We start from the raw sequence: 21,557 nt of genomic DNA, 5'->3' as shown, positions 1-21,557 counted from the left end.
TCGTGAGCACCGCTCCGCGCATACCACTACGGGTCAAGCTGACCGTCGCGATGCTCGCGCTCGTGGCGGCCGCGATCGTGGTGATCAGCGCGGCCGGCACCGTCCTGCTGCGTGACTACCTGATCGACCGCATCGACGCGCACCTCGTCGAGCAGGCCAACGACATCATCGAGGTCGACAAGCAGGGCCGCATGCCCACGCAGCAGGAGGTGTGCTTCGTCGACTTCAATCCGGTCAACCCCGAGATCGCGCTGGTTTTCCAGAACGACGCGTGCGGCGTGCGCTCGTTCCTGCCGCCGCGCTACCGGGAGGAAGCCGGCCCCAAGGTCGACGGCTCCCTCGCCGAGGCGCGCGAGCAGGCGGGGGTCGTGCACACCATTCCGGCACAGGACGGCAGCCACCGCTGGCGGGTGATCAGCGTGCCGTTGCGTGGCGGCCAGGTCGTCACCGTCGGCGAGGACCTGGCCGGCGTGGAGCACGCCATCGGTCGCCTCGTGCTCATCCAGCTGCTGGTCGGCGCTGCCGTACTGCTCACGCTCGCCACCGCGGGCGGCTGGGCGGTGCGGCGCAGCCTGCGACCCCTGGGCGAGATCGAACGGACGGCGGCGGCCATCGCCGGCGGCGACCTGCGCCAGCGCGTACCGGACCTGGGGTCGCAGACGGAGGTCGGCCGCCTGGCGGGAGCGATCAACGTCATGCTGGCGCAGATCGAGCAGGCGTTCACCGCGCGGGCCGCGTCCGAGGCGCGGGCCATCCGCTCCGAGGAGCGCATGCGGGAGTTCGTCGCGGACGCCTCGCACGAACTGCGTACCCCCTTGACCACGATCCGCGGCTTCGCCGAGTTGTACCGGCAGGGCGCGGCCGACGACCCCGCCGCCGTGCTCAAGCGCATCGAGGACGAGGCCGCCCGGATGGGCCTGCTCGTGGAGGACCTGCTGCTGCTCGCGCGCCTCGATCGGGAGCGGCCGCTGCAGATGAAGCCGGTGGGCCTGGCCGGGCTCGTCACCGACGCGGCCGTCGCGGCCCGTGCGGTCGCGCCCGACCGCACCATCGAGGTGGAACTTTCACCGGCCGACCCGGTCGTCGTGGGCGACGAGCCCCGGCTGCGCCAGGTGATCGGCAACCTCGTGACGAACGCGCTGACCCACACACCGGCTGGTTCGCCCGTGACGCTGCGGCTGCGCGAGGAGGCCGGTGGCCCGCACGCCGAGGGGACCGCGGTGATCGAGGTCAGCGATGCCGGGCCGGGCCTCACGGCGGAGCAGGCGGAGCGGGTCTTCGAGCGGTTCTACCGCGTTGACAAGGCACGCACGCGGAAGGCGGCGAGCAGCGGCAGCGGGGCCACCGGCGCCCCGCACAGCGGCAGCGGGTTGGGCCTGGCCATCGTCGCGGCCCTGGTCGCGGCCCACGACGGCACGGTTGAACTGGACACGAATCCGGGCCAGGGCGCGACGTTCCGGGTCCGGTTGCCGTTGGCGCCCTCACCACAGTCTGTGACTCACAGCTAACTTCCAGTTCGGGTCCAGCGGTACCGCAGTCCGGTCGGGCAAGCTCGTAGGCATGAACGAGAACCAGCCCACCCACGGGTCGGAGGCGAGCGGCCCGGCGCCGGGCTCCGCCTGGGCGCAACCGCCGGCGACCCCCGGCACGTCCATCCCGGCCGCGCAGGCTCCGGCGTCGCCTGACGCGCCGGGCGACGCGGCACAGCCGTCCCAGGGCGCGCAGCCGTCCCACGGCGCGCAGCCGGAGAGCGCCGCGCAGCCGGCCTCGGCGCCGGTGGAGACTGGCGCCGTCGCCCGCGACGACGCTCCCGCGCGCGACACGACCGAGGTTCCCGCGCGCGACATGACCGCGCAGCCCCAGAGCCCGTCCCAGAGCCCGTGGCAGCAGCCCGCCAGCCCGACCACGACGTGGCCGACCACGCACGCGACGCCCCAGGCCCCGCCGCCGAGTCCGTACGCGAACCCGGCCGCGGCCAGCTACCCGCAACCGGCCACCGGCACGCCCGGCTACGGCCAGCCCGGCGCCGGCCAGCCCGGCGCCGCTCAGCCCGGCTACGGCCAGCCTGGCTACGGCCAGCCGTACGCCCAGTCGGCCTACGGGCAGCCCGGATACCCCCCGGCGAACGCCCCGACCACCGGCCAGATCCCGCCGTGGGCCACGAACACGACCGTCCAGCCCAAGAAGCCCTCCCGGGCGGGCCGGATCGTCGGCGTCGGCCTCGCGGTCGCCCTGCTCGCCGGCGGTTTCGGCGTCGCGGGCGGCTACGTGGGCTCCGCGCTGCAGTCCGACGGCGGTACGTCGATCACCAAGGTGTTCGACTCCGCTCCCGTGGTGGACCGCTCCTCGCTGGCGGAGATCGCCGCGAAGGTGCAGCCCAGCGTCGTGCACATCACGACCAACTCCGGCGAGGGCTCCGGCATCGTGATGACCGCCGACGGCTACATCCTCACGAACAACCACGTGATCGCGGGTGCCCGCGGCACCTCGGTGACGGTCGGCTTCAGCAACGGCAAGAAGGTCAAGGCCACGGTCGTGGGCGCCGACCCGCGTACGGACGTCGCGGTCATCAAGGCCCAGGGGGTCACCGACCTGACGGCGGCCGAGTTCGCCGACAGCGACGGCGTGCGCGTGGGCGACACCGTGCTCGCGATCGGCAGCCCGCTGGGCCTGGAGGGCTCGGTGAGCGCCGGCATCGTCAGCGCCCTGCACCGCACGATCTCGGTCGGCGGCGAGCGGCAGTCGCCGTTCGAGCAGGGTACGGGCGCCACGACCATCGGCGACGCGCTGCAGACGGACGCGGCCATCAACCCGGGCAACTCCGGCGGCGCGCTCGTCAACACCGACGGCAAGGTCATCGGCATGAACACCGCGATCGCCACCGGCAACTCGTCGAACAGCGGCAACATCGGCGTGGGCTTCGCGATCTCCTCCAACAAGGCCAAGAGCGTGGCCGACCAGATCATGAAGGGCGGCAAGGTCAGCCACCCGTACCTGGGCGTGAAGGTCACCGACGCGGAGACCGGCGGCGCCAAGATCACCTCGGTCGAGACGAACAGCCCGGCCGACAAGGCCGGCCTCAAGGTCGGCGACGTGGTCACCAAGGTCGGCGGCCAGACGATCGGCGGCAGCGAGGGCCTGGTCGCCTCCGTGCAGGCCGGCACGGTGGGCCAGAACCTGCAGCTCACGATCACCCGCGACGGCAGCGAGCAGACCCTGACGGCGACGCTCGGCGAGGCGCCGTAACCCGATCTCTCCTCTCCTCCCAGAGCGCGCGGGCGGCATCCTCCGGTGCCGCCCGCGCCGCCGTCTGTCAGACCCAGTCGAGCGTACGGGCGACCGCCTTGCGCCAGCGCCGCTCGCCGGTCTCGCGCTCCCCGGCGGTCAGCGTGGGCTGCCAGGTGCGCTCGGCGTGCCAGTGGGTGCGCAGCTCGTCGGTGCCGGACCAGAAGCCGACCGCGAGCCCGGCCGCGTACGCCGCGCCCAGGCAGGTGGTCTCGATGACCTGGGGCCGGGTCACGGGGATGTCCAGCACGTCGGCCTGGATCTGCAGCAGCACGTCGCTGGCGGTCATGCCGCCGTCGACGCGCAGGCCCGCGAGCGCGAGGCCCGCGTCCCGGGTCATGGCTTCCGTGACCTCCCGGACCTGCCAGGCGGTGGCCTCCAGCGCCGCGCGGGCCAGGTGGGCGCGGGTGACGAACCCGGTGAGCCCGACAATGACGCCCCGCGCGTCCGAGCGCCAGTGCGGGGCGAAGAGGCCGGAGAAGGCGGGCACGATGACGCACCCGCCGGTGTCGGGCACGGTGACGGCGAGTTCGTCCACTTCGGACGCCCGGGACACGATGCCGAGGTTGTCCCGCAGCCACTGGATGAGCGCGCCCGTGACGGCGATGGAGCCCTCCAGGGCGTACACGGCCGGCGCGGCGCCGAGCTGGTAGCCGACCGTGGTGATGAGACCGGCCTCGCTGCGCACGGGCCGGTCGCCCGTGTTGAGCAGCAGGAACGATCCCGTCCCGTACGTGCACTTGGCGTCGCCCGGGTCGAAGCAGGCCTGGCCCACGAGCGCGGCGTGCTGGTCGCCGAGGGCCCCGGCCACGGGCACGCCGGCCAGCGGGCCGCGGCTCGTGCCGTACACCTCGCTGGAGGGCCGGATGGCCGGCAGCGCCTCGGCGGGAACGCCGTAGGCGTCGAGCAGGTGCGGATCCCAGCCGAGCGTGGTCAGGTTCATGAGCATGGTGCGCCCGGCGTTGGTCACGTCCGTGACGTGGTGGCCGGTGAGCTTCCAGATCAGCCACGCGTCGACCGTGCCGACGAGCACCTGGCCCGCCACGGCGCGGCGCGCTGTCTCCGGGTACTCATCAAAGATCCACCGCAACTTGGGCGCGGAGAAGTAGGTGGCGAGCGGCAGCCCGGTCCGGTCGCGGAAGCGGTCCTGCCCGCCCTGCGCGGCGAGCCCGGCGACGACGCGGTCGGTGCGGGTGTCCTGCCAGACGATGGCGGGGTGCACCGGCTCGCCGGTCGCCCTGTCCCACACGACGATCGTCTCGCGCTGGTTGGTGATGCCGATGGCGGCCACGTCGGCTCTGGTGGCGCCGGCCGCGGCGACCGCTTCGTCGAGGCACGCGACCACGTTGCGCCAGATCTCGGCCGCGTCGTGCTCGACCCAGCCGGGGCGCGGAAAGATCTGCCGGTGTTGCAGCCGCGCCACCGCGACCGGCCGCCCGCCCCGGTCGAACACCATGCACCGCGATGAGGTCGTCCCCTGGTCGATGGCGACCACAAACTGTGCGCTCACGCCGCCCAGTCTCGTGGCCGCCGCCCGGCTCTGTCACCCCGGCACGCCGCCTGGAACATCCACTACGCACGGTCATGTCCCGCGCGCCGGCACCTGGCCACCCGCCGCGCTTGTCCTGCCGCCCATACACGCTATGTAGTACCTCCAGTTCGGATAGTGGGAGTAGCGCCGCCAACACGGGTGGTCGGCTGCGGTGGTCGCCGTCGTGGTCGCTCTCCGTGACGCCTTGGTGAGTACGCAGCGTGAGCGCCGTGAACGGCCCCGGGGCGGATCGGAGGTGCGCGTGTTAGATTGCCGCGAATTTCGATCCAACGATTCGAACCGTGAAGGTCGGCGCTATGGCCACAAGGGCAGGGTTGCGCGCGGCGGTCGCCGTGATCGGGCTGGCGCTCGTCGCCGGCTGCGGTGGCGAGACGCCGCCGCCGGCAGGCGGCGGGGGAGGCGCGGGAGGCGCGGCGTCCTCGGCCGACGCGCCTATCGGCATTCTCAAGAGCCCCACCGACGGCCTCGTCGTGTTCATCGGCAACCAGTGTGGCGACGCCACCTATCCCACGCGGGTGACCGTGAACAACTACGACACGGCGGCCAACAGCGAGAAGTCGCCGGCCGTCTGGGACATCTCGACGAGCAGGCCCAACCTGCTGGCCTCGCTGGTGATCGGCAAGCTGCCCGACGGGTTCAACGAGGTCACCAACAGCATCGACGAGCAAGGGCTCGGGCCGGTGCTGCGCGTGCAGGTGGTGGCCGACGGCGCTCAGGCGGGCGTGTTCGATACCGGCAGGGCCGCCGACGGTCAGCTGGTCGACGCGCGGGGCAACATCACCACGATCGACGAGTTCCGTAAGCGCTGGGGTTGCGGCGCGAAGTGACTCGTATGTGACCGCGGCTCGCAAACCCTGACATCATCCGCCTACTCTGCGGGCGGACATCGATGGAGGGCTGTGGCGGTGGCGGTCGGCAGGACCCAGATCAGCGTGTGGGAGGCGCTCGCGGGACGAGCGCCCGGACGGCCGACCGGTCCGGCCGACCCGGGACTGTGGGCGGCGGTCGCTGAGCGGATCAACCCCACCAAGGCCCGACCCCAGCTGCGCGACGGCATCGAGCGCGCGGACCTGGTCAGCGTGCGCGGCGTCCCCTACGTCATGCTGCGCTCGCCCGACCACGGCAACGGCCGGCGCGGCAGCGCACCCTGCTACCTGCGGCTCGCTCCCGAGGAGGTCGCCCTCGCCGAGCTGATGGACGGCACGCGCACGCTCGCCCGGCTCGTCGCGGACTTCGCGCGCATCAGCGGGCAACTCGCGCCCGACCGCGTGCGGCGCGTCGTGGCCGACCTCGCCGGCAACCGGATGCTGGAGGAGCTTCCGGTCGACGCGTTCAAGCCGCTCGCCCGCGTCCGGCGCGACCCGTGGCCGCTGCGGCTGGGCCGCGCGATGCTCGCCTTCGCGCAGGGCCGGCGGATGATCGTCGCCAACATCGACCCGGTGCTGTCCTTCGCGTACCGGGCCGGCGGATGGCTGCTGTTCACCCGGCCCGTGGCCGTCCTGCTCGCCACCATCGCCGTGGTGGGCCTGGGCGCGTTCGGCTGGCTGTGGTGGGGCGGCGAACACTCCGTGTTCCTCAATGGACAGTCCTACGTGACCGGCGCGGCGATCCTGCTCGGGCTCAACGTGTTCGCGCTGGCCTGCCACGAGCTCGGGCACGGCCTGGCCGCCAAGCACGCCGGCCGCCGCGTGCCCGTAGCCGGCTTCCTCATCTACTTCGGCATCCCGAGCGTCTTCGTCGACACCACGGACGTATGGATGGGCGGGCGGCGGGCGCGCATCCGCACGACCGCCGCCGGCCCGGCCGCCGGGCTCGTGCTCGCGGGGGCGTCCGCGCTGGTCGGCGTGACGAACCCGGCCCTGGCGCCGTGGTGCTTCAAGCTCTGCTTCGCCTGGTACGTCAACGCGCTGTTCAACCTGAACCCGTTCCTGGCGCTGGACGGCTACTACCTCGTCATGGACTGGCTGGAGGTGCCGAACCTGCGCGCCCGGGGCCTCGCCTGGGTGACCGCCCGGGTGCGGCGCAAGCCGCCGCGCTGGCGGGCCCTGGACCGGGAGGGCCGCCTCGTGGCCCTGTACGGGCTGCTGTCCATCGCCTGGCTGGTCATCGCGGCGAACATCGCCTACCGGGTGTACGTCGACCGGGTCGCCGGGCTCATCGTCGGGCTGTGGCGTACCGGCTGGCTCGCGCAACTGCTCGTAGTCGGGGTCATCGCCGCACTCTGCGCACCGATGATCTATCTACTGTGTACGTGGCTCAATCGGCACCGGCGCCGGATCGTCGACCGGTGGCGCGAGCGGCGCGACGCCGCCGACGTGCCCCGCCGCGAGCACGCGCTGCGCCAGTCGACGCTCGGTGAGCTGTCCCCGGCCGCCCTCGCCGACCTGGCCGCCCGTGCCACCTGGCTGCACCCGCGCCCCGGCGAGCAGCTCATCTCGGCCCGCCAGCCGGTGCCGACCGTGTACGCCGTGGTGGACGGGGCTCTGGAGGGCCGCGCCCCCGGCGACCCGGGTGGCACGGTGCGCGAGCGCGTCGGCGTGGGCGGCGTCGTGGGTCTCGGCAGCGCGCTCACCGGGGCGCCGTCCGCACTGACCTGGCACGCGGCCGGCACCCGGCTGTTGGCCCTGCCGGCGGTGTCCGTCGCCGCACACGTGCGCCCGCACACGGAGAGCCTGTCGGTGGCGCTGGCCGCCGCGACCGAGACCGAGGCGCTGCTCGCGCGGGCCCCCGCGCTGGCCGGCCTCACCTACGAGGACCGGCTCGGGCTGGCCGCCGCCGCGCGGCCGGTCACCCTCGCGCCGGGGCAGCCGGTCATGCTCGACGACGCCGAGACCGCCGTGCTCGTCATGGCCGGCATGGTCGAGGTCGCCGGCCGCAGGACGCACGGCCCGGGCATGGTCATCGGGCCGACCGGCGAGCAGGGCGTCAGCGAGGTCGGCGTCGCCCGTACGCCCGTGCAGATGCTGGTCATGCCCGCCGTGAGCGGCCTGCCGCTACTGCTCGGCGCGTCCGAACACGCGCTGCGCGCCGAGGCGGAGGGACGCGAGGCCGGGCGCGCGCCGGTGTTCGGGGTACACCCGCCGGCGGCGTACCCGCCCATGGCCGTGCCGCCCGGGCCGCCACCGACCACCGTGGATGTCGACCGCGACCGCTGGTTCGAAAAGCGCATGCGCTGGCTGTTGCTGCTCATCCTGCTGATCGGCCTGCTGCTCACGGGCGGGAACCTGATCGCGCCGTTCGCCTGGGCCGAGATGCCGTCCGACCGGGTACTGCTGAGTGTCGAGGACGGCACGGTCACCGCGCGGCAGAACGGGCGCCTCGTGCGCCTGGCCGAGGGCGACAAGCTGTACCTGGCCGCCGCCGACGAGGTGACCGTCGACGACAAGTCCACCGCGCTGCTCACCTACCGGGGCGGGGCGTGGTCGCGGGCGTGCGCCGGCACCCACCTCGTGCTCGGTGAGCTCGTCAGTACCGGCCGTCCCCTTACCCCGTCGGCCGACCTGCGGCTCGACCGTGGCCTGCTGGTCACGGACACGCACAGCCGCGGCACCGCGTTCACGCCGCTCGCGCCGAGGCAGAATTCGCCGGCCGGCGTCGTGGAGAGTACGGGCGAGGCGTGGTTCGCGGTCTCGGCGTCGGGCGTGGCGGTGGCGCGCGGTTCGGTAACCCGCAACGGGGAGCCGGTCGAGCGGACCGCCCGTGCGGTCGGGTGCTTCGGCGCGGACTATGACTCCCCGCCCACTCCGGGCACGACCGAGCCGCCGCTGCTTGTGCCGACGGACGAACTGACAACGGACCTGCCGACGCAGACCCCGGACGCGTCGTTGCCGCCGTCCGGAGTTCCGTCCGCGTCGCCGGGCACGACCCAGACGACGGTACCCACGACGGACCCTGGGCCGGTAACGACGCCCGGGTCGCACATCACCACCCCGCCGGTGCCCACCACGACCCGACCGACGACGACGCGGCCAACCACGTCGGCACCGGTCACGACGCGGACCAACGCCCCGCCGACTGTGCGAGTCGGGGTTTCATCGGCGACGATTTACGCGAACCGTTGTCGGGCGACGCCGCACGAGACCACGGTGAACGTCACCCTTGGCGACGATGGCGGGCTGGCCAACCTGACAGTTACGTATACCTGGTCGATTCCGGATCTTAATGAGCCTGGCCAGGGGGGATGGTCCGGGCGGAACGGCAGCTTCACGGTCGCCCCGACGAGCAATCCGAATCTGGACTCGAAATACTCCCTCATCGTCTCGGTGGTAGCGCACGACCGACAAGGCAGGTCGACCACGGTGATGCGCACGCTCACGTTCGTGACATGCACGACGGTAATTCGGTGATACGGAGGAAACGGTGTTCTGTTGGTTCTGCGCCAAGGCGGCGCGCGGGACGTGCCGGTTCTGCGGCCGGGGGACGTGCGAGGATCACGCGCGCTTCGGCCCGTACCTGTTGGTGCTCAACCGCAGCGACCGGCGGCAGCGCACCGAGGGTCTGGTTGTCGAGGACGCGCTGCAGTGCGGCACGTGCCGGCCCAGGCCGCAGCCCATTCCCATGCCCGAGCTCGACTGACGACGAGGAGTAGGCGATGAGCGACTTCGACCGCGTACTGGAACGACTGCTCGACGACCCCGGGTTCCTGGCGGCGCTGGCCGCCGACCCGGCCGGGGCGCTGCGCGGCTACCAGCTCACCGAGGATGAGCGGGCACTGCTGTACTCGCAGGTCATGGCCGGCAGCGGCGGCCAGGGTCCGGTGGAGACCCGCACGAGCAAGTCGGGGCTCGCGGGCATGTTCGCGCCGGTGGCCGGGACGCTCGGCATGGGCGCGGTCGCCGCGGGCGCGGGCACCGGGGCGTACGCGGCCGGCGGGCTGGAGCCGCTGGCCGGCACTGCCGCGGCTGGCGCCGAGGCGGCGGGTCACGCGGGCGTGGAGGGCCTGGGCCAGGCGGGCCTCGCGGGCTCGGAAGGGCTCGGTCAGGTCGCGGGTGCGGAGGCCGTCGGTCAGGCCGGCGGCTGGGAGAGCATCGGCCCGGCGGCGCGGGGTGGCGAGTCGATCGGCGAGGTGGGTACGGCCGGCCCGTACGCCCCGAGCGGCACCGAGGGCTTCGGCCCGGCGGGCGAGTGGGAGGGCGTCGGCGGCGGGTCGCGGTCGGAAGAACTGGGCACGGTCGGCCGGAACCCGGGCCCGGACCTGGATCCGGACCCGGGCCCCGCCCCGGGCCGGGGCCCGGAACTCACCGACTACCGGCCGAATGTCGACGTGGACGGCGACGGCCGGTGGGACACCTACCAGGCCTACGGCGCGGCCGACGGTGGTGTCGAGATCGTGGCGGACATCGACGGCGACGGGCGCGTGGACTTCATCGGCCGTGACTACGACCGCGACGGTCTCGTGGACTCGGCGGACTACGACACGGACAACGACGGCCGCCTCGATACCCGCATGACGGACGACGACGGCGATGGATGGCTGGACCGTTCCACTGACCTTCCACCAGGGTCTTGACATGAATGTTCTACAGTTCGCGCCATGACTTCGACCATCGTGGTCAACAACATCGCGAAACAGTACGGCGACGTGCGGGCGGTTGACGGCGTCTCATTTGAGGTTGAGGAGGGGGAGTTTTTCGGCATTCTGGGCCCCAACGGCGCCGGCAAGACGACCACTCTCGAAATCATTGAAGGGCTACGCGAGGCCAATTCGGGCACGGTGTCCGTGTTCGGCCAGTCGCCGTGGCCCCGCAACCAGGCGCTCCTGCCGCGCATCGGCGTGCAGTTGCAGGCGTCCAGCTTCTTCGAACTGCTCACCGCCCGTGAGCAGATTCATACCTTCGCCTCGCTGTACGGGGTGTCCGGCAAGGCCGCCGACGAGATGCTCGAACGCGTCGGGCTGGCCGACAAGGCCGGCACCCGTACGGAGAAGCTCTCGGGCGGCCAGGCGCAGCGCCTGTCCATCGCGTGCGCGCTCGTGCACAACCCCGACCTGGTGTTCCTGGACGAGCCGACGTCCGGGTTGGACCCGCAGGCCCGCCGGAACCTGTGGGACCTGCTGCGCGACATCAACGACCAGGGCCGCACGGTCGTCCTGACGACGCACTACCTCGACGAGGCGGAACAGCTCTGCGACCGGGTGTCCATCATGGACTCCGGGAGGATTCTGCAGTCCGGACCGCCCGCCACGCTGGTGCGGGGCCTGGACGCGCCCACCCGCATCTCGATCGAGAGCGGGACGCTCGCCGAGGCGCAGGCGCGGGAGCTGTTCGGCGACGCCGAGGTGAGCGACGACGGGGTGTCCCTGACGATCGCGACGCGCACGCCGGCGCCCGTGCTCGCGGCTCTCGCCGAACGCGGCGCGCTCGCCGGCCTGTCCGTGGCCGGGGCCACCCTGGAGGACGTCTTCCTCAAGCTGACCGGACGGGAGTACCGCGCGTGACCAGCATTGTCAGCCTCTCGAAGGCCATCGCGCGCGGCTTCGTCCGGGACCGTACGGCCGTGTTCTTCACGGTCCTCTTCCCGCTGATGTTCCTCTTGCTGTTCGGGGGCATCTTCAAGGACCAGACCGCCCCGAAGTCCGAGGTGATCCAGGTCGGCGCGGTGTCGCTGCTCGACGACATGCCGGCCGACGCCAAGACCGGACTGTCCGACATCCTGGAGCTGACCCGCGCGGACGACCGGGCGGCCGCGCTGGAGCAGGTCCGCAAGGGCGACGTCGACGCGATGGTCGAGCAGTCCGGCGGCACCATCGTGCTGCACTACTCGGCGGCCGACCAGGTCACCGCCGGTACGGTCAACGGCCTGTTCTCGTCGCTGGTCAACGCCGGCAACCTCGCGGCCGCCGGGGTCACCGCGCCGGCGTTCACGCTGCAGGGCCAGCAGGTCGAGGACGAGTCGCTGGGCACCATCCAGTATGTGACGCCGGGCCTGCTCGGCTGGGCCATCGCCACGGGCGCCACGTTCGGCGCCGCGATGACGCTGGTGACCTGGCGGCACAAGAAGCTGCTGCGCCGCCTGCGCCTCGCCCCGATCAATGTCGGGTCGGTGCTCGCCGCCCGGGTCGGCGTGAGCATTGTCATCGCGCTGGTCCAGATGGCCATCTTCCTGGGCGTGGCCGTCCTGCCGTACTTCGGTCTGGTCCTCTCCGACTCCTGGTGGATGTCCATCCCGCTCGTGCTGGTCGGGACGCTGGCGTTCCTGTCGATCGGCCTGCTCGCCGGGTCGTTCGCGAAGACGCCCGAGGCGGCCAACGTGATCGCCAACCTGGTGGTGCTGCCGATGGCGTTCCTGTCGGGGGCGTTCTTCCCACTCGACAACGCCCCCGGCTGGTTGCAGGCCGTCGGCAACGCCCTGCCGCTCAAGCACCTCGTCGACGGCATGCAGGCGGTGATGGTTCGCGGCGAGTCGCCGGGCGCCGTCCTGCCGCAGCTGGGCATCCTGGCCGCTTTCGCGGTCGTCACGTCGGCGATCGCCGCGCTCCTGTTTCGCTGGGACGACGTCTGACAATGGGGCCGCCGCCCTCGGTCGGGGCGGCGGCGCCATCGCCCGCACCTGACGGCCGAACACGGTCCGTCACAGTAACGGAGGGTGCTGGTTGGTGTCGGGCGCGAGATACGACTCCCGTCCCTTTGCTCTGCTTACCTAGAGGAAGCGGCCCCTGACCAGGACCGACCCCCGAGCGTTCCCACCGCGTACATCACGCTCCGTTGCTGATGCGCATGAGTAAGCAGAGCAAAGGGCGGGGGGTGGCATGCCGGGTGGCGGAGGGATTGTGACGTTGGGTAACGGCCGCCGGCTGCGGCTGGAATGCGAGCCGAGCCGGCTGGCCGTGGCTGCGTCTATGCGGGCAGCGTCACCGTGACGACGAGGCCGCCGCCCTCGCGTGGGGTGGCGGCCACCTCGCCGCCGTGGGCGCGCGCCACCGACCGGACAATGGACAGCCCGAGGCCCGCGCCCTTGTTGGTGACGACCCGTTCGGCGCCCAGTCGCCGGAAGGGTTCGAACAGGACCGGGACGTCGTACGGCGGGACGACCGGCCCGCTGTTCATGACCTCCAACAGGACGTGCCCGTCGCCCGTGGCGCGGCTTGTCACCTGCGCGAACCCGCCCTCGGCGACGTTGTGCTGGATGGCGCGTTCTCCACCGGGTTCTGGGCGATCCGTTCCAGGAGTACGGGGTCGCCGTGGGCGACCGCCTCGCCCGGACTCTGGGACAGCTCCACGCCGGCCGCGCGCGCCTCGGCGGACGCGCTCGCGCAGACGTGGCTCACCACGTCGGCCAGGTCGACCTCGGTCCGGTCGGAGACGGGCGTGTCGGGGCGGGCGAGCAGGAGCAGCCCGTCACCCGAGGCGTGTGGCGAGCAGCCGACATACGCTCGGCACGCTGGTCAACGCGCCTTGGGGCCGCGCGGTCCCTTGGTGTGCTCGGTCAGCGACCGGGCCGCGTACACGGCAAGGCCGAGCTGGAGGAGCAGCGAGAAGAGCACCGGGACGCCCAGTGTCCCGGTGGTCTGCCGCGCGATGGTCACCACGAACCAGACCTGCGCGACGGCGTTGAACCCGATGGCGGCGTACGTCGCCGTGGTCAGCCAGTGCTTCGGCGGGTCGACGAGCGATACCACCCACAGCAGCGCGCCCATCACGGCGGCGACGATGGTGACGACGACCTGCGCCTGGAACAGGGTCGAGTGGTCGGAGAAGGTAACCAGCCGAGCGGCGTTGAGCACGGGCACGATGGCGCCGATGAGCCTCAGCCGCGTGGTGGACGACCACCCGGACTGTGGCGTCGCGTTGTCCCTACTCATCGGCCCCCCTACTGGTGTCAATCGGCGCGAGCACATTATGCGTCGGTTGCCGGAGCCCGAGAGTGGTCAGCGAGTCAGACTACGGATGGTGACCATTGCCTCAACGGTCAGCAATGCTGAGCGGTCCGGGGTGTTCTCGCACTGGTGCGAACAGCGTGGACGTAGGTACGGTGACGGCGTGAAGGTTCGGCGCCACTGGTGGAACGGCGGCAAGACGCCGCGTGCCCGCCGCGATGTGTATATCCGTAGTGACGGTCAGCGGTGGGATGTGCTGGCGCAGATCGGCGGCCCAACGGGGCGGTGCCGGGTGCAGGAATGTCCGAGTTCCAGTTCCGCCCTGATCGTCGCCGACGCCTGGCGCGGTTCGAGCGACGCCTGGCGCGAGATGGCCCTGCCGTAGCGGGCGCCTCCCGGTTCAGGCGGAGTAGGCCTTGGTCTCGGTCGCCTTGACGGCCGCCCACACCTCGGTGCCCAGCGTCAGTGACAGCGCCGCCACGCCCGCCGCCGTCACGTCGGCGGCCATCGGTACGTCGCCGTCCAGGCGTACGCGCACGTTGTCGCCGTGCCGTTCCAAACCTGTGACCGTGGCCGGCCACAGGTTGCGAGGGCTGCCGTCCGGTCGGGTGCGGTGCAGCGCCACGGCTGCGGGCGCGAACGCCACGAACGCCGGTCCGTCGAGGGAGTCGGCGCACGTCACGGTCGTACCGTTGGGCAGTGTGACGACGTGGCCGGAGGCGGCGCCCCGGTAGAGGTTCAGCCCGACCAGCCGGGCGATGTAGTCCGTACGCGGAAACCGGGTTATCTCGGCCGGCGTGCCGGATTGGGTCACCGTGCCCGATTCCAGGACCACGATGCGGTCGGCGAGCACCATGGCGTCGAGCGGGTCGTGGGTCACGACGACGGTGGCCCGCTCCGGGGAGGCGAGGTGGTGTCGCAGGTCGGCCCGTACCTCCTGGCGGGTGGCCGCGTCCAGGGCCGCGAGCGGCTCGTCCAGCAGCAGCAGCCGGGGGTGCGGCGCCAGCGCCCGTGCCAGGGCGACCCGCTGGGCCTGCCCGCCGGACAGCCGCGCCGGGCGTCGCCCGCCGAGCGGGCCCAGCCCGAACCGGTCCAGCCATCGCGTGGCCGCCGCCCGCGCGGCCCGCGTGGACAGCCCTCGCGTCCGCAGCCCGAACGCGACGTTGTCCAGCGCCGACAGGTGCGGGAAGAGCAGGTAGTCCTGGAACACGACGCCCACCGACCGGGCCCGCGCCGGCACGAAGACGTCCGCGGCCGGGGCGTCCCACACCGCACCGTCAACGACGATCGAACCGGAGTCCAGCGCCAGCAGCCCGGCCAGCGACCGCAGCGCGGTGCTCTTCCCGGCCCCGTTCGGCCCCAGCAGGGCAACGACCTCGCCGGCCGCCACGTCGAGGGAAGCGGACAGGGCGAACGTTCCACGGCGTACCCCCAGAGAAGCCGCGAGCAGGGTCATAGCGCGCCCACCCACCGCTCCCGCAGCAGGGCCAGGATCGCCACGCACACCACCAGCAGCACCAGCGACAACACGATCGCGGCGGCCGGGTCGGTCTCCATGGCGAGGTAGACCGCGAGCGGCATCGTCTGGGTACGCCCCGGGAAGTTGCCCGCGAACGTGATCGTCGCCCCGAACTCGCCCAGCGCCCGCGCCCAGCACAGCACCGCGCCGGCCGCCACGCCTGGGGCGACCAGCGGCAGGGTCACCCGCCGGAACGTCGTCCAGCCACCCGCACCCAGCGTCGCGGCGGCCTCCTCGAACCGGGTGTCCGCCGCGCGCAGCGCGCCCTCCACGCTGATGACGAGGAACGGCATCGCGACGAACGCCTCCGCGACGATCACCCCGGCGGTCGTGAACGGCAACGAGAACCCGGTGTGCTCGTAGATGAACGACCCGACCAGCCCGCGACGGCCGAGCGCCAGGAACAGCGCCACGCCGCCGACGACCGGCGGCAGCACCAGCGGCACGGTCACGAACGCGCGCACGATCCGCCGCCCCCGGAACGGCACCCGCGCCAGCAGCCAGGCCAGCGGCACCCCGAACACCAGGCACGCCACGGTGGCCACAGTCGCCGTGAACAACGACAACCTCAGCGCCGCGAACACCGCCGGGTCCGCGAGCCTTTCGCCGATCGAACCCCAGGGAGTACGCGCGACGAGCCCCACCAGCGGCAGCACCAGGAACGCCAGCCCCACCCACGCGGGGATCAGGAGCGCGATCGGCGCCCGCGTTCGGACGCTTCGCCGGCGCCCGGGTCGCGTGCTCATGGCAGGCGGAAGCCGACCGAGGAGAGCTGGTCCTGGCCGGCGGGGGTGTGCAGGAAGTCCACGAACGCGTTCGCCGCGACCGGGTTGGCCGATGTCGCCACGGCCGCGGCCTGGCATTCGCCCACGGCGGCGGACGACTCGGCGAACTCGACGGTCGACACCTTGTCGCCGGCCGCCCGGGTGTCCGTGCGGTACACGAGCGCGGCGTCGGCCGCCCCGGACGTGACCTTCTTCAACGCGGTCGCCACGTCGGGCACGCGGGTCACCTTCGGGATGCCCACACCGGCGGCCGCGAACACGGCCGTGGCGGCGGTCCCGCACGGCTCGGACGCCGCGCAGATCGCCACCCGTACGCCCTTGCGGGCCAGGTCCGCCAGGCCGCTGACGCGCTTCGGGTTGTCGGGCGCCACGGCGATGACCAACTGGGTACGCGCGAACGGCAGCGGCGGCCCGCTCACCGCCGCCCCGGCGGCGCCCATGGTGGCGGCGTCCGCGGTGATCAGCACGTCGGCCGCCTCGCCCCCGGCCACCCGGGCGGCGAGCGCGGCGCTCGGCCCGAGGGTCACGATGACCTCGGTGCCCCTGTAGGCCTCCTGGAACTGCTTGGCCACCCGGCCGAGCACCATGCCGAAGGCGGCGTCGGCGAGGACGGTCACCGTGCCGCTCGGGACGGCCGCCGCCCCGCGTGGCTTGCGCGCTCCGCCCCCGGTGCACCCGGCGACGGCGATCACGAGCGCGACGGCCGCCAACCCGGCGACGGCCCGCCACCGCCCGGTGTGTGCCGGCCTGTCCGCCGGGTCCGGGGTGATCATGGCCGGCCGGTTTCGATGATCACGTTCGTCGACTTCACCACGCCGACCGCCAGGTCCCCGACCTTGAGGTCCAGGTCGTCGACCGCCTCGCGGCTCATCAGCGACACGATCCGGAACGGCCCCGCCTGGATCTCCACCTGCGCCATGACCCCGTCGCGGGCGACGGCCGTGACGATGCCGGGCATCCGGTTGCGGGCGGATGACCAGCCCGACTCGGCGGCCTCGGCGGCGGACAGCGACCGGGCGAACGCCGCGAGATCCGCGCCCTCGATCCAGCGGTGGCCGTGGGCGTCGCGGCCGGCGGTGAGGCGCCCCGCGTCGACCCAGCGCCGGATGGTGTCGGGGCTGACCCGCAGCAGTTCGGCCGCCTCGCCGATCCGGTAGGTGGGCATGGCGGGCACTCTACCTCGGCGAATACCAGTGCAACACCGGCCCGACCATCGCAGATGCGGGTTCATATGATCGGCCGTTCCCCGACTGGCCGCGGATCCGACAGGATAGAGAGATGGGAACGCCGGGCGATATTACGGATCTTGCCCGGCCGCAGCCGCGCTCGCACCTGCTCGACGCCGCGATGCGGATCATTACGCCGCTGCTGGACACGGATGACGACAAACGGGTCATCGTCGGCCTAACCGGACCGCCCGCCGCCGGCAAGTCGACCCTGTCGGTCGCCCTGGCCGCGACGTACGAGCGGCAACTGGGCGAGCACCGCGCGGTGGCCGTACCCATGGATGGTTTCCATCTGTCCAATCTGGAGCTGGACCGGCTCGGGCTGGCCGACCGCAAGGGCGCGCCGGAGACGTTCGACGCGGCCGGGTTCGTGAACCTGCTGCGCCGGCTGCGGGAGGAACGCGACGGCGTCGTCTACGCGCCCAGCTTCAACCGGGCGCTCAACGAGTCGATCGGCAGCGACATCCCGGTGCTGCCGCAGGCGCGGCTGATTGTCGTGGAGGGCAACTACCTGCTGCTGACCGAGGGGGCGTGGGCGGGCGTGCGGCCGCTGCTCGACCGGGCGCTCTACATCGACGCGCCGCAGCCGTCGCGCATCGGCTCGCTGCTGCGCCGGCAGCGGGCGCGCGGGCTGGCCGAGGCGGACGCGCGCGACTGGGTGTTCCGCAGCGACGAGGCCAACGCGCGCGTCATCGCCGCCACGAAACCGCTGGCCGACGCGGTGCTCACGCGCCCTGGCTAACGGGGTGCGACGAGGCGGTAGCCGACCCCGCGCACGGTCAGGATCATCGACGGGTTGTGCTGGTCGTCGCCGAGGCGCTGGCGCAGCCGCTGAATGTGCACCGTGATCGTGTTGGAGCCGGGTACGCCGCCCCACACGGCCTCGCGGATCTGGGCGCGCGTCACCACCCGGTCGGCGTGCTGCATGAGCAACTGCAGCAGGCGCAGCTCCCGCAGCGGCAGGCGGATCGGCTCGCCGCGCAGGTGCACCTGCAGCGTCGACGGGTCGAGCCGCAGCGCGCCGTGCTCCAGCGCCGGGCCGCCCGCCGGCACGCTGTCGGGCCGGATCGCCCGCAGGATCGGCAGCAGTTCCTTCATGCGGTACGGGTACGCCACGCAGGCGGTCGCGCCCGCCGCCAGCGCGGCCACGGCGGCCGCGCCGTCGCCGTCACCGACCCCCAGCACCACCGGGATGCCGGTGCGCGCGGTGATCGTGCGCGCCAGGCCGGGTCCGTCGACGCTGGGCAGGCGCACGGCGGCGAGCACCGCGTCCGGATGCTCGCTGCCGGCGACGAGCAGCGCGTCCGCCCCGTCGGCGCAGAGCAGCGCGCGTACCTCGTGGCCCGCGAGCTCGGTCGCCAGCTCGTTCGCGTGTGTCGTGTCCGGCTCGGCGATGAGCAGGACGAAGGTCTCGGAGTCCACGTGGGCCTAGCCGAACCGGCCCGTGATGTAGTCCTCGGTGCGCTTCTCCGCGGGATTGGTGAAGATCTTCGAGGTCACGTCGTACTCGATGAGGCGGCCCGGGTCGCCGGTCTTCTCGATCGAGAAGAACGCGGTCCTGTCCGAGACGCGGGCGGCCTGCTGCATGTTGTGGGTCACGATGATGATCGTGTAGTCGTTCTTCAGCTCCACGATCAGGTCCTCGATCGCGAGGGTGGAGATCGGGTCGAGCGCCGAGCACGGCTCGTCCATGAGCACGACCTGCGGTTGCACCGCGATCGTACGGGCGATGCAGAGCCGCTGCTGCTGACCACCGGACAGGCCGGCGCCCGGTCGGCTCAGCCGGTTGCGGACCTCCTCCCACAGGTTCGCCCGTCGGAGCGCCTTCTCACACGCGTCGTCCAGAGTGGACTTCTTGCGGACGCCGTTGAGCCGCAGGCCCGCCACCACGTTGTCGTAGATGCTCATCGTGGGGAACGGGTTGGGCCGCTGGAACACCATGCCGATCGTGCGGCGCACCGCGGTCACGTCGACGTCGCGCTGGTAGATGTCCTGATCGTCGATCGTCAGCCGGCCCTCGACGCGGGCGCCGGGGATCACCTCGTGCATCCGGTTCACCGAGCGCAGGAACGTCGACTTGCCGCATCCGGACGGGCCGATGAGGGCCACGACGGAGCGGGGCTGCACGGTCAGCGACACGTCCTCGATCGCCTTGAACGCGCCGTAGTACGCCGTGACGTTGTGGGCTTCGATTCGCTTGGCCATGACCGTCTCTCTATCGGGCGAACGTGTTGCGGCGGGCGAGCAGCTTCGCCGCGATGGTGAGGGTGAGGACGAGACCGACCAGGGTCAGCGCCGCCGCCCACGCGCGCTGCGGGCCGTATTGCGACGCGAGACCGGCCTGGTCGTAGATGTAGATCGCGAGCGAGGACTGGTTGCCCTCGAACGGGTTCATGTTGATCGACGCGCTGTTGCCGGCGACCAGCAGCACGGGCGCGGTCTCGCCGGCCGCGCGGGCGACGGCCAGCATGACGCCGGTGACGATGCCGGGCAGCGCGGTCGGCAGGACGATCCGCACGATGGTCTTCCACTTCGGTACGCCCAGGGCGTACGCGCCCTCGCGCAGCGCGGCGGGTACCAGCCGGATCATCTCCTCGCAGGAGCGGGTGACCGTCGGCAACATGAGCACGCTCAGCGCCAGCGCGGCGGCCAGGCCCGAGTAGCCGGCCCGCCCGTCGTTGAACACCGGCGTGACGATGAGGACCCAGAAGGCCAGCATGAACAGGCCCGCGACGATCGACGGGATGCCCGTCATGACGTCGACGAAGAACCGGATCGCCGTGGCGAGCCTGCCCCGGCCGTACTCGACGATGTAGATCGCGCCGGCGATGCCGAGCGGCACCGTGATGACCGTGGCGATGCCCACCTGCTGGAGCGTTCCGATGATCGCGTGGTACGCCCCGCCGTGCGAGTCGAACGCCGTGATGCCGTTCATCGAGTGGGTGAAGAACTCGCCGTCGAGCCGCGCGGCACCCTTGCTGACGACCGTGGCGGCGACGGAGATCAGCGGCAGCAGGGCCAGCGTCAGCGCCGCGTAGACCAGCGAGGTGGCGATCCGGTTGCGGGCCGCCCGCGACCCCTCGACGGCCGTGGCGAGCGCGAAGAGGCCGAGCAGGAAGAGCAGGACAGCGGCCACGCCGCTGAGCACCAGCCCGCCGCCGAACGCCTCCAGCGAGAACACCACGACGTACGCTGCGGCGGCGGCCGCCACGGCGACGGCGACCGGCGTCCACCTGGGCAGGCGGCGGGCCTTCAGATCCACGGCTACGGTCATGCGGCACTCCCGACGAACTCGCGGCGGCGGTACACGATGAGCCGCGCTGTCATGTTGACCACCAGCGTGATCGCGAACAGGACGAGGCCGGAGGCGATGAGCGCGCCCCGCCCGATGTCGTTGGCCTCACCGAACTGGTTGGCGATGTTGGCGGCGACCGAGTTGCCGCCCACCCCGATCAGGTCGAACGAGATGACGAACGACGCGCCGAGCGTCATGGCCAGCGCGATCGTCTCGCCCAGCGCCCGGCCGAGGCCGAGGATGACGGCCGCGATGACGCCGGGCCGGCCGTAGGGGAGGACCGCCGTGCGGATGACCTCCCACTTCGTGGCGCCCAGGGCGTACGCGGCCTCTTCGTTCATCTGCGGCGTCTGCAGGAAGACCTCGCGGGACAGCGAGGTGACGATCGGCAGCACCATGATGGCGAGCACGAGCCCGCCGAGCAGGATCGACTTGCCGTACGGCCCGTCGCTGCCGAAGATCGGGAGCCACCCGAAGTACGTGTGCAGCCAGGCGGACAGGCTCTTCACCGGCTCCGCCAGGTACTCCCGGCCCCACAGGCCGAACACGATGCTCGGCACCGCGGCCAGCAGGTCGATCATGAAGCCGAGCGCGGTGGCGAGCCGCCTGGGGGCGTAGTGCGACAGGCACAGGGCGATCCCCAGTGCCACCGGCACCGCGAGGACGAGCGCCAGGCCGGAGCTGAGGACGGTACCGACCGCGAGGGCGCCGATGCCGAACCTGGGTTGAGCGCCGTTGGGCGACCAGCCGGAGAACGTGAAGAAGTTCTCCGTGTTCGCGCGCAGCGCGGGGACCGCCTTGGCGATCAGGAAGACCGCGATGGCGACGATGATGACGAGCACCATCGTGCCGGCCGCCGTGCTGGCGCCGCGGAACACCGTCTCCGCGCCGAAGCGCCGCCGGGTGGGCAGGCGCTCGCTCTCCTCGGGCGGGGGAACCCGGTCGCCCGGGTGGCGGGGCGGGATGGGTCCGCCTCCGTGGGGCTTGGACCCCGCCGGCGGCTCCGCCGAGGCCGCGGTCGCGGCCTTGGCGGGTCCGGCGAGGGAGGGGCTGCTCATCGCGAGCTTCTCCGTCCGCTCG

22 protein-coding genes are annotated in these 21,557 nt (G+C 72.3%); 10 read left to right on the top strand and 12 right to left on the bottom strand.

Annotation, left to right across the window (positions count from 1 at the left end):
* Window positions 1-50 precede the first annotated feature (50 nt).
* Window positions 51-1,508, top strand: a complete 1,458-nt coding sequence (locus ABD191_RS00225; RefSeq protein WP_344076101.1) for a sensor histidine kinase — start codon at window positions 51-53, stop codon at window positions 1,506-1,508.
* 52 nt (window positions 1,509-1,560) lie between these two features.
* On the top strand, window positions 1,561-3,246 hold the full coding sequence (locus ABD191_RS00220; RefSeq protein ID WP_344075400.1) for a trypsin-like peptidase domain-containing protein: 1,686 nt from the start codon (window positions 1,561-1,563) through the stop codon (window positions 3,244-3,246).
* Between the two features lie 67 nt (window positions 3,247-3,313).
* Here ABD191_RS00220 and glpK read toward each other — a convergent pair whose 3' ends face one another.
* Window positions 3,314-4,795: a glycerol kinase GlpK gene (gene glpK / locus ABD191_RS00215; RefSeq protein WP_344075399.1), complete on the bottom strand. Its 1,482-nt coding sequence runs from the start codon at window positions 4,793-4,795 to the stop codon at window positions 3,314-3,316.
* A gap of 338 nt (window positions 4,796-5,133) precedes the next feature.
* On the opposite strand from glpK, the gene ABD191_RS00210 reads away from it, so the two are divergent.
* The 6 genes from ABD191_RS00210 to ABD191_RS00185 all read left to right on the top strand — a co-directional run bounded on the left by ABD191_RS00210 (window position 5,134) and on the right by ABD191_RS00185 (window position 12,337).
* Entirely contained in the window at window positions 5,134-5,664 is a 531-nt protein-coding gene (locus ABD191_RS00210) for a hypothetical protein (RefSeq protein ID WP_344075397.1), read from the top strand.
* Window positions 5,665-5,742: 78 nt separating this feature from the next.
* A complete protein-coding gene (locus ABD191_RS00205) occupies window positions 5,743-9,183 on the top strand; it encodes a M50 family metallopeptidase (RefSeq protein WP_344075395.1) in 3,441 nt (1,146 codons plus the stop codon).
* Window positions 9,184-9,196: 13 nt separating this feature from the next.
* Complete coding sequence (locus tag ABD191_RS00200) at window positions 9,197-9,412, top strand: hypothetical protein (protein WP_344075393.1); 216 nt, start codon at window positions 9,197-9,199, stop codon at window positions 9,410-9,412.
* Between the two features lie 16 nt (window positions 9,413-9,428).
* The gene (locus ABD191_RS00195; protein WP_344075391.1) at window positions 9,429-10,346 is read left to right on the top strand and encodes a hypothetical protein; all 918 of its coding nucleotides are present in this window, start codon (window positions 9,429-9,431) and stop codon (window positions 10,344-10,346) included.
* A 24-nt stretch (window positions 10,347-10,370) separates the two neighbouring features.
* Window positions 10,371-11,273, top strand: coding sequence for an ABC transporter ATP-binding protein (locus tag ABD191_RS00190; RefSeq protein ID WP_344075389.1), 903 nt, complete (start codon window positions 10,371-10,373; stop codon window positions 11,271-11,273).
* Window positions 11,270-12,337 (top strand): ABC transporter permease, encoded by a 1,068-nt coding sequence (locus tag ABD191_RS00185; protein WP_344075387.1) that lies wholly within the window; start codon window positions 11,270-11,272, stop codon window positions 12,335-12,337. Before ABD191_RS00190 ends, ABD191_RS00185 begins: the two co-directional genes overlap by 4 nt.
* A 335-nt stretch (window positions 12,338-12,672) precedes the next feature.
* Here ABD191_RS00185 and ABD191_RS00180 read toward each other — a convergent pair whose 3' ends face one another.
* The 3 genes from ABD191_RS00180 to ABD191_RS00170 all read right to left on the bottom strand — a co-directional run bounded on the left by ABD191_RS00180 (window position 12,673) and on the right by ABD191_RS00170 (window position 13,637).
* A complete protein-coding gene (locus ABD191_RS00180) occupies window positions 12,673-12,927 on the bottom strand; it encodes a sensor histidine kinase (RefSeq protein WP_344075385.1) in 255 nt (84 codons plus the stop codon).
* On the bottom strand, window positions 12,924-13,106 hold the full coding sequence (locus ABD191_RS00175; protein ID WP_344075383.1) for a hypothetical protein: 183 nt from the start codon (window positions 13,104-13,106) through the stop codon (window positions 12,924-12,926). Before ABD191_RS00175 ends, ABD191_RS00180 begins: the two co-directional genes overlap by 4 nt.
* A 114-nt stretch (window positions 13,107-13,220) precedes the next feature.
* Window positions 13,221-13,637, bottom strand: a complete 417-nt coding sequence (locus ABD191_RS00170) for a hypothetical protein (RefSeq protein WP_344075380.1) — start codon at window positions 13,635-13,637, stop codon at window positions 13,221-13,223.
* Window positions 13,638-13,725: 88 nt separating this feature from the next.
* Between ABD191_RS00170 and ABD191_RS00165 the strand changes: the two genes are divergently transcribed.
* Entirely contained in the window at window positions 13,726-14,037 is a 312-nt protein-coding gene (locus ABD191_RS00165; protein ID WP_344075378.1) for a hypothetical protein, read from the top strand.
* Window positions 14,038-14,052: 15 nt separating this feature from the next.
* Here ABD191_RS00165 and ABD191_RS00160 read toward each other — a convergent pair whose 3' ends face one another.
* From ABD191_RS00160 to ABD191_RS00145, 4 genes are read right to left on the bottom strand one after another with little or no spacing between them, the layout of a single operon-like run.
* The gene (locus tag ABD191_RS00160) at window positions 14,053-15,108 is read right to left on the bottom strand and encodes an ABC transporter ATP-binding protein (protein ID WP_344075375.1); all 1,056 of its coding nucleotides are present in this window, start codon (window positions 15,106-15,108) and stop codon (window positions 14,053-14,055) included.
* Window positions 15,105-15,917, bottom strand: a complete 813-nt coding sequence (locus ABD191_RS00155; RefSeq protein WP_344075372.1) for an ABC transporter permease — start codon at window positions 15,915-15,917, stop codon at window positions 15,105-15,107. Before ABD191_RS00155 ends, ABD191_RS00160 begins: the two co-directional genes overlap by 4 nt.
* Window positions 15,914-16,729, bottom strand: coding sequence for a molybdate ABC transporter substrate-binding protein (gene modA, locus ABD191_RS00150; protein ID WP_344075369.1), 816 nt, complete (start codon window positions 16,727-16,729; stop codon window positions 15,914-15,916). Before modA ends, ABD191_RS00155 begins: the two co-directional genes overlap by 4 nt.
* Entirely contained in the window at window positions 16,726-17,121 is a 396-nt protein-coding gene (locus ABD191_RS00145) for a TOBE domain-containing protein (RefSeq protein WP_344075367.1), read from the bottom strand. Before ABD191_RS00145 ends, modA begins: the two co-directional genes overlap by 4 nt.
* A 113-nt stretch (window positions 17,122-17,234) precedes the next feature.
* On the opposite strand from ABD191_RS00145, the gene ABD191_RS00140 reads away from it, so the two are divergent.
* Entirely contained in the window at window positions 17,235-17,924 is a 690-nt protein-coding gene (locus ABD191_RS00140) for a nucleoside/nucleotide kinase family protein (RefSeq protein WP_344075365.1), read from the top strand.
* On the opposite strand, the gene ABD191_RS00135 is transcribed toward ABD191_RS00140, so the two are convergent.
* Genes ABD191_RS00135 through pstC form a run of 4 tightly spaced genes read right to left on the bottom strand, consistent with a single transcriptional unit; the run spans window position 17,921 to window position 21,535 of the window.
* Entirely contained in the window at window positions 17,921-18,604 is a 684-nt protein-coding gene (locus tag ABD191_RS00135; RefSeq protein WP_344075363.1) for a response regulator transcription factor, read from the bottom strand. The two genes, ABD191_RS00140 and ABD191_RS00135, sit on opposite strands and share 4 nt — an antisense overlap.
* Before the next feature lie 6 nt (window positions 18,605-18,610).
* The gene (gene pstB, locus ABD191_RS00130; protein ID WP_344075361.1) at window positions 18,611-19,387 is read right to left on the bottom strand and encodes a phosphate ABC transporter ATP-binding protein PstB; all 777 of its coding nucleotides are present in this window, start codon (window positions 19,385-19,387) and stop codon (window positions 18,611-18,613) included.
* A 10-nt stretch (window positions 19,388-19,397) separates the two neighbouring features.
* Window positions 19,398-20,456, bottom strand: a complete 1,059-nt coding sequence (gene pstA / locus ABD191_RS00125; protein WP_344075359.1) for a phosphate ABC transporter permease PstA — start codon at window positions 20,454-20,456, stop codon at window positions 19,398-19,400.
* Complete coding sequence (gene pstC / locus ABD191_RS00120; protein ID WP_344075358.1) at window positions 20,453-21,535, bottom strand: phosphate ABC transporter permease subunit PstC; 1,083 nt, start codon at window positions 21,533-21,535, stop codon at window positions 20,453-20,455. Before pstC ends, pstA begins: the two co-directional genes overlap by 4 nt.
* Between the last annotated feature and the right edge of the window lie 22 nt (window positions 21,536-21,557).

Origin of the sequence: Luedemannella helvata, from assembly GCF_039528415.1 — a bacterium.
Taxonomy (GTDB): domain Bacteria; phylum Actinomycetota; class Actinomycetes; order Mycobacteriales; family Micromonosporaceae; genus Luedemannella; species Luedemannella helvata.
This window is presented reverse-complemented; position numbering and strand designations above follow the sequence as displayed.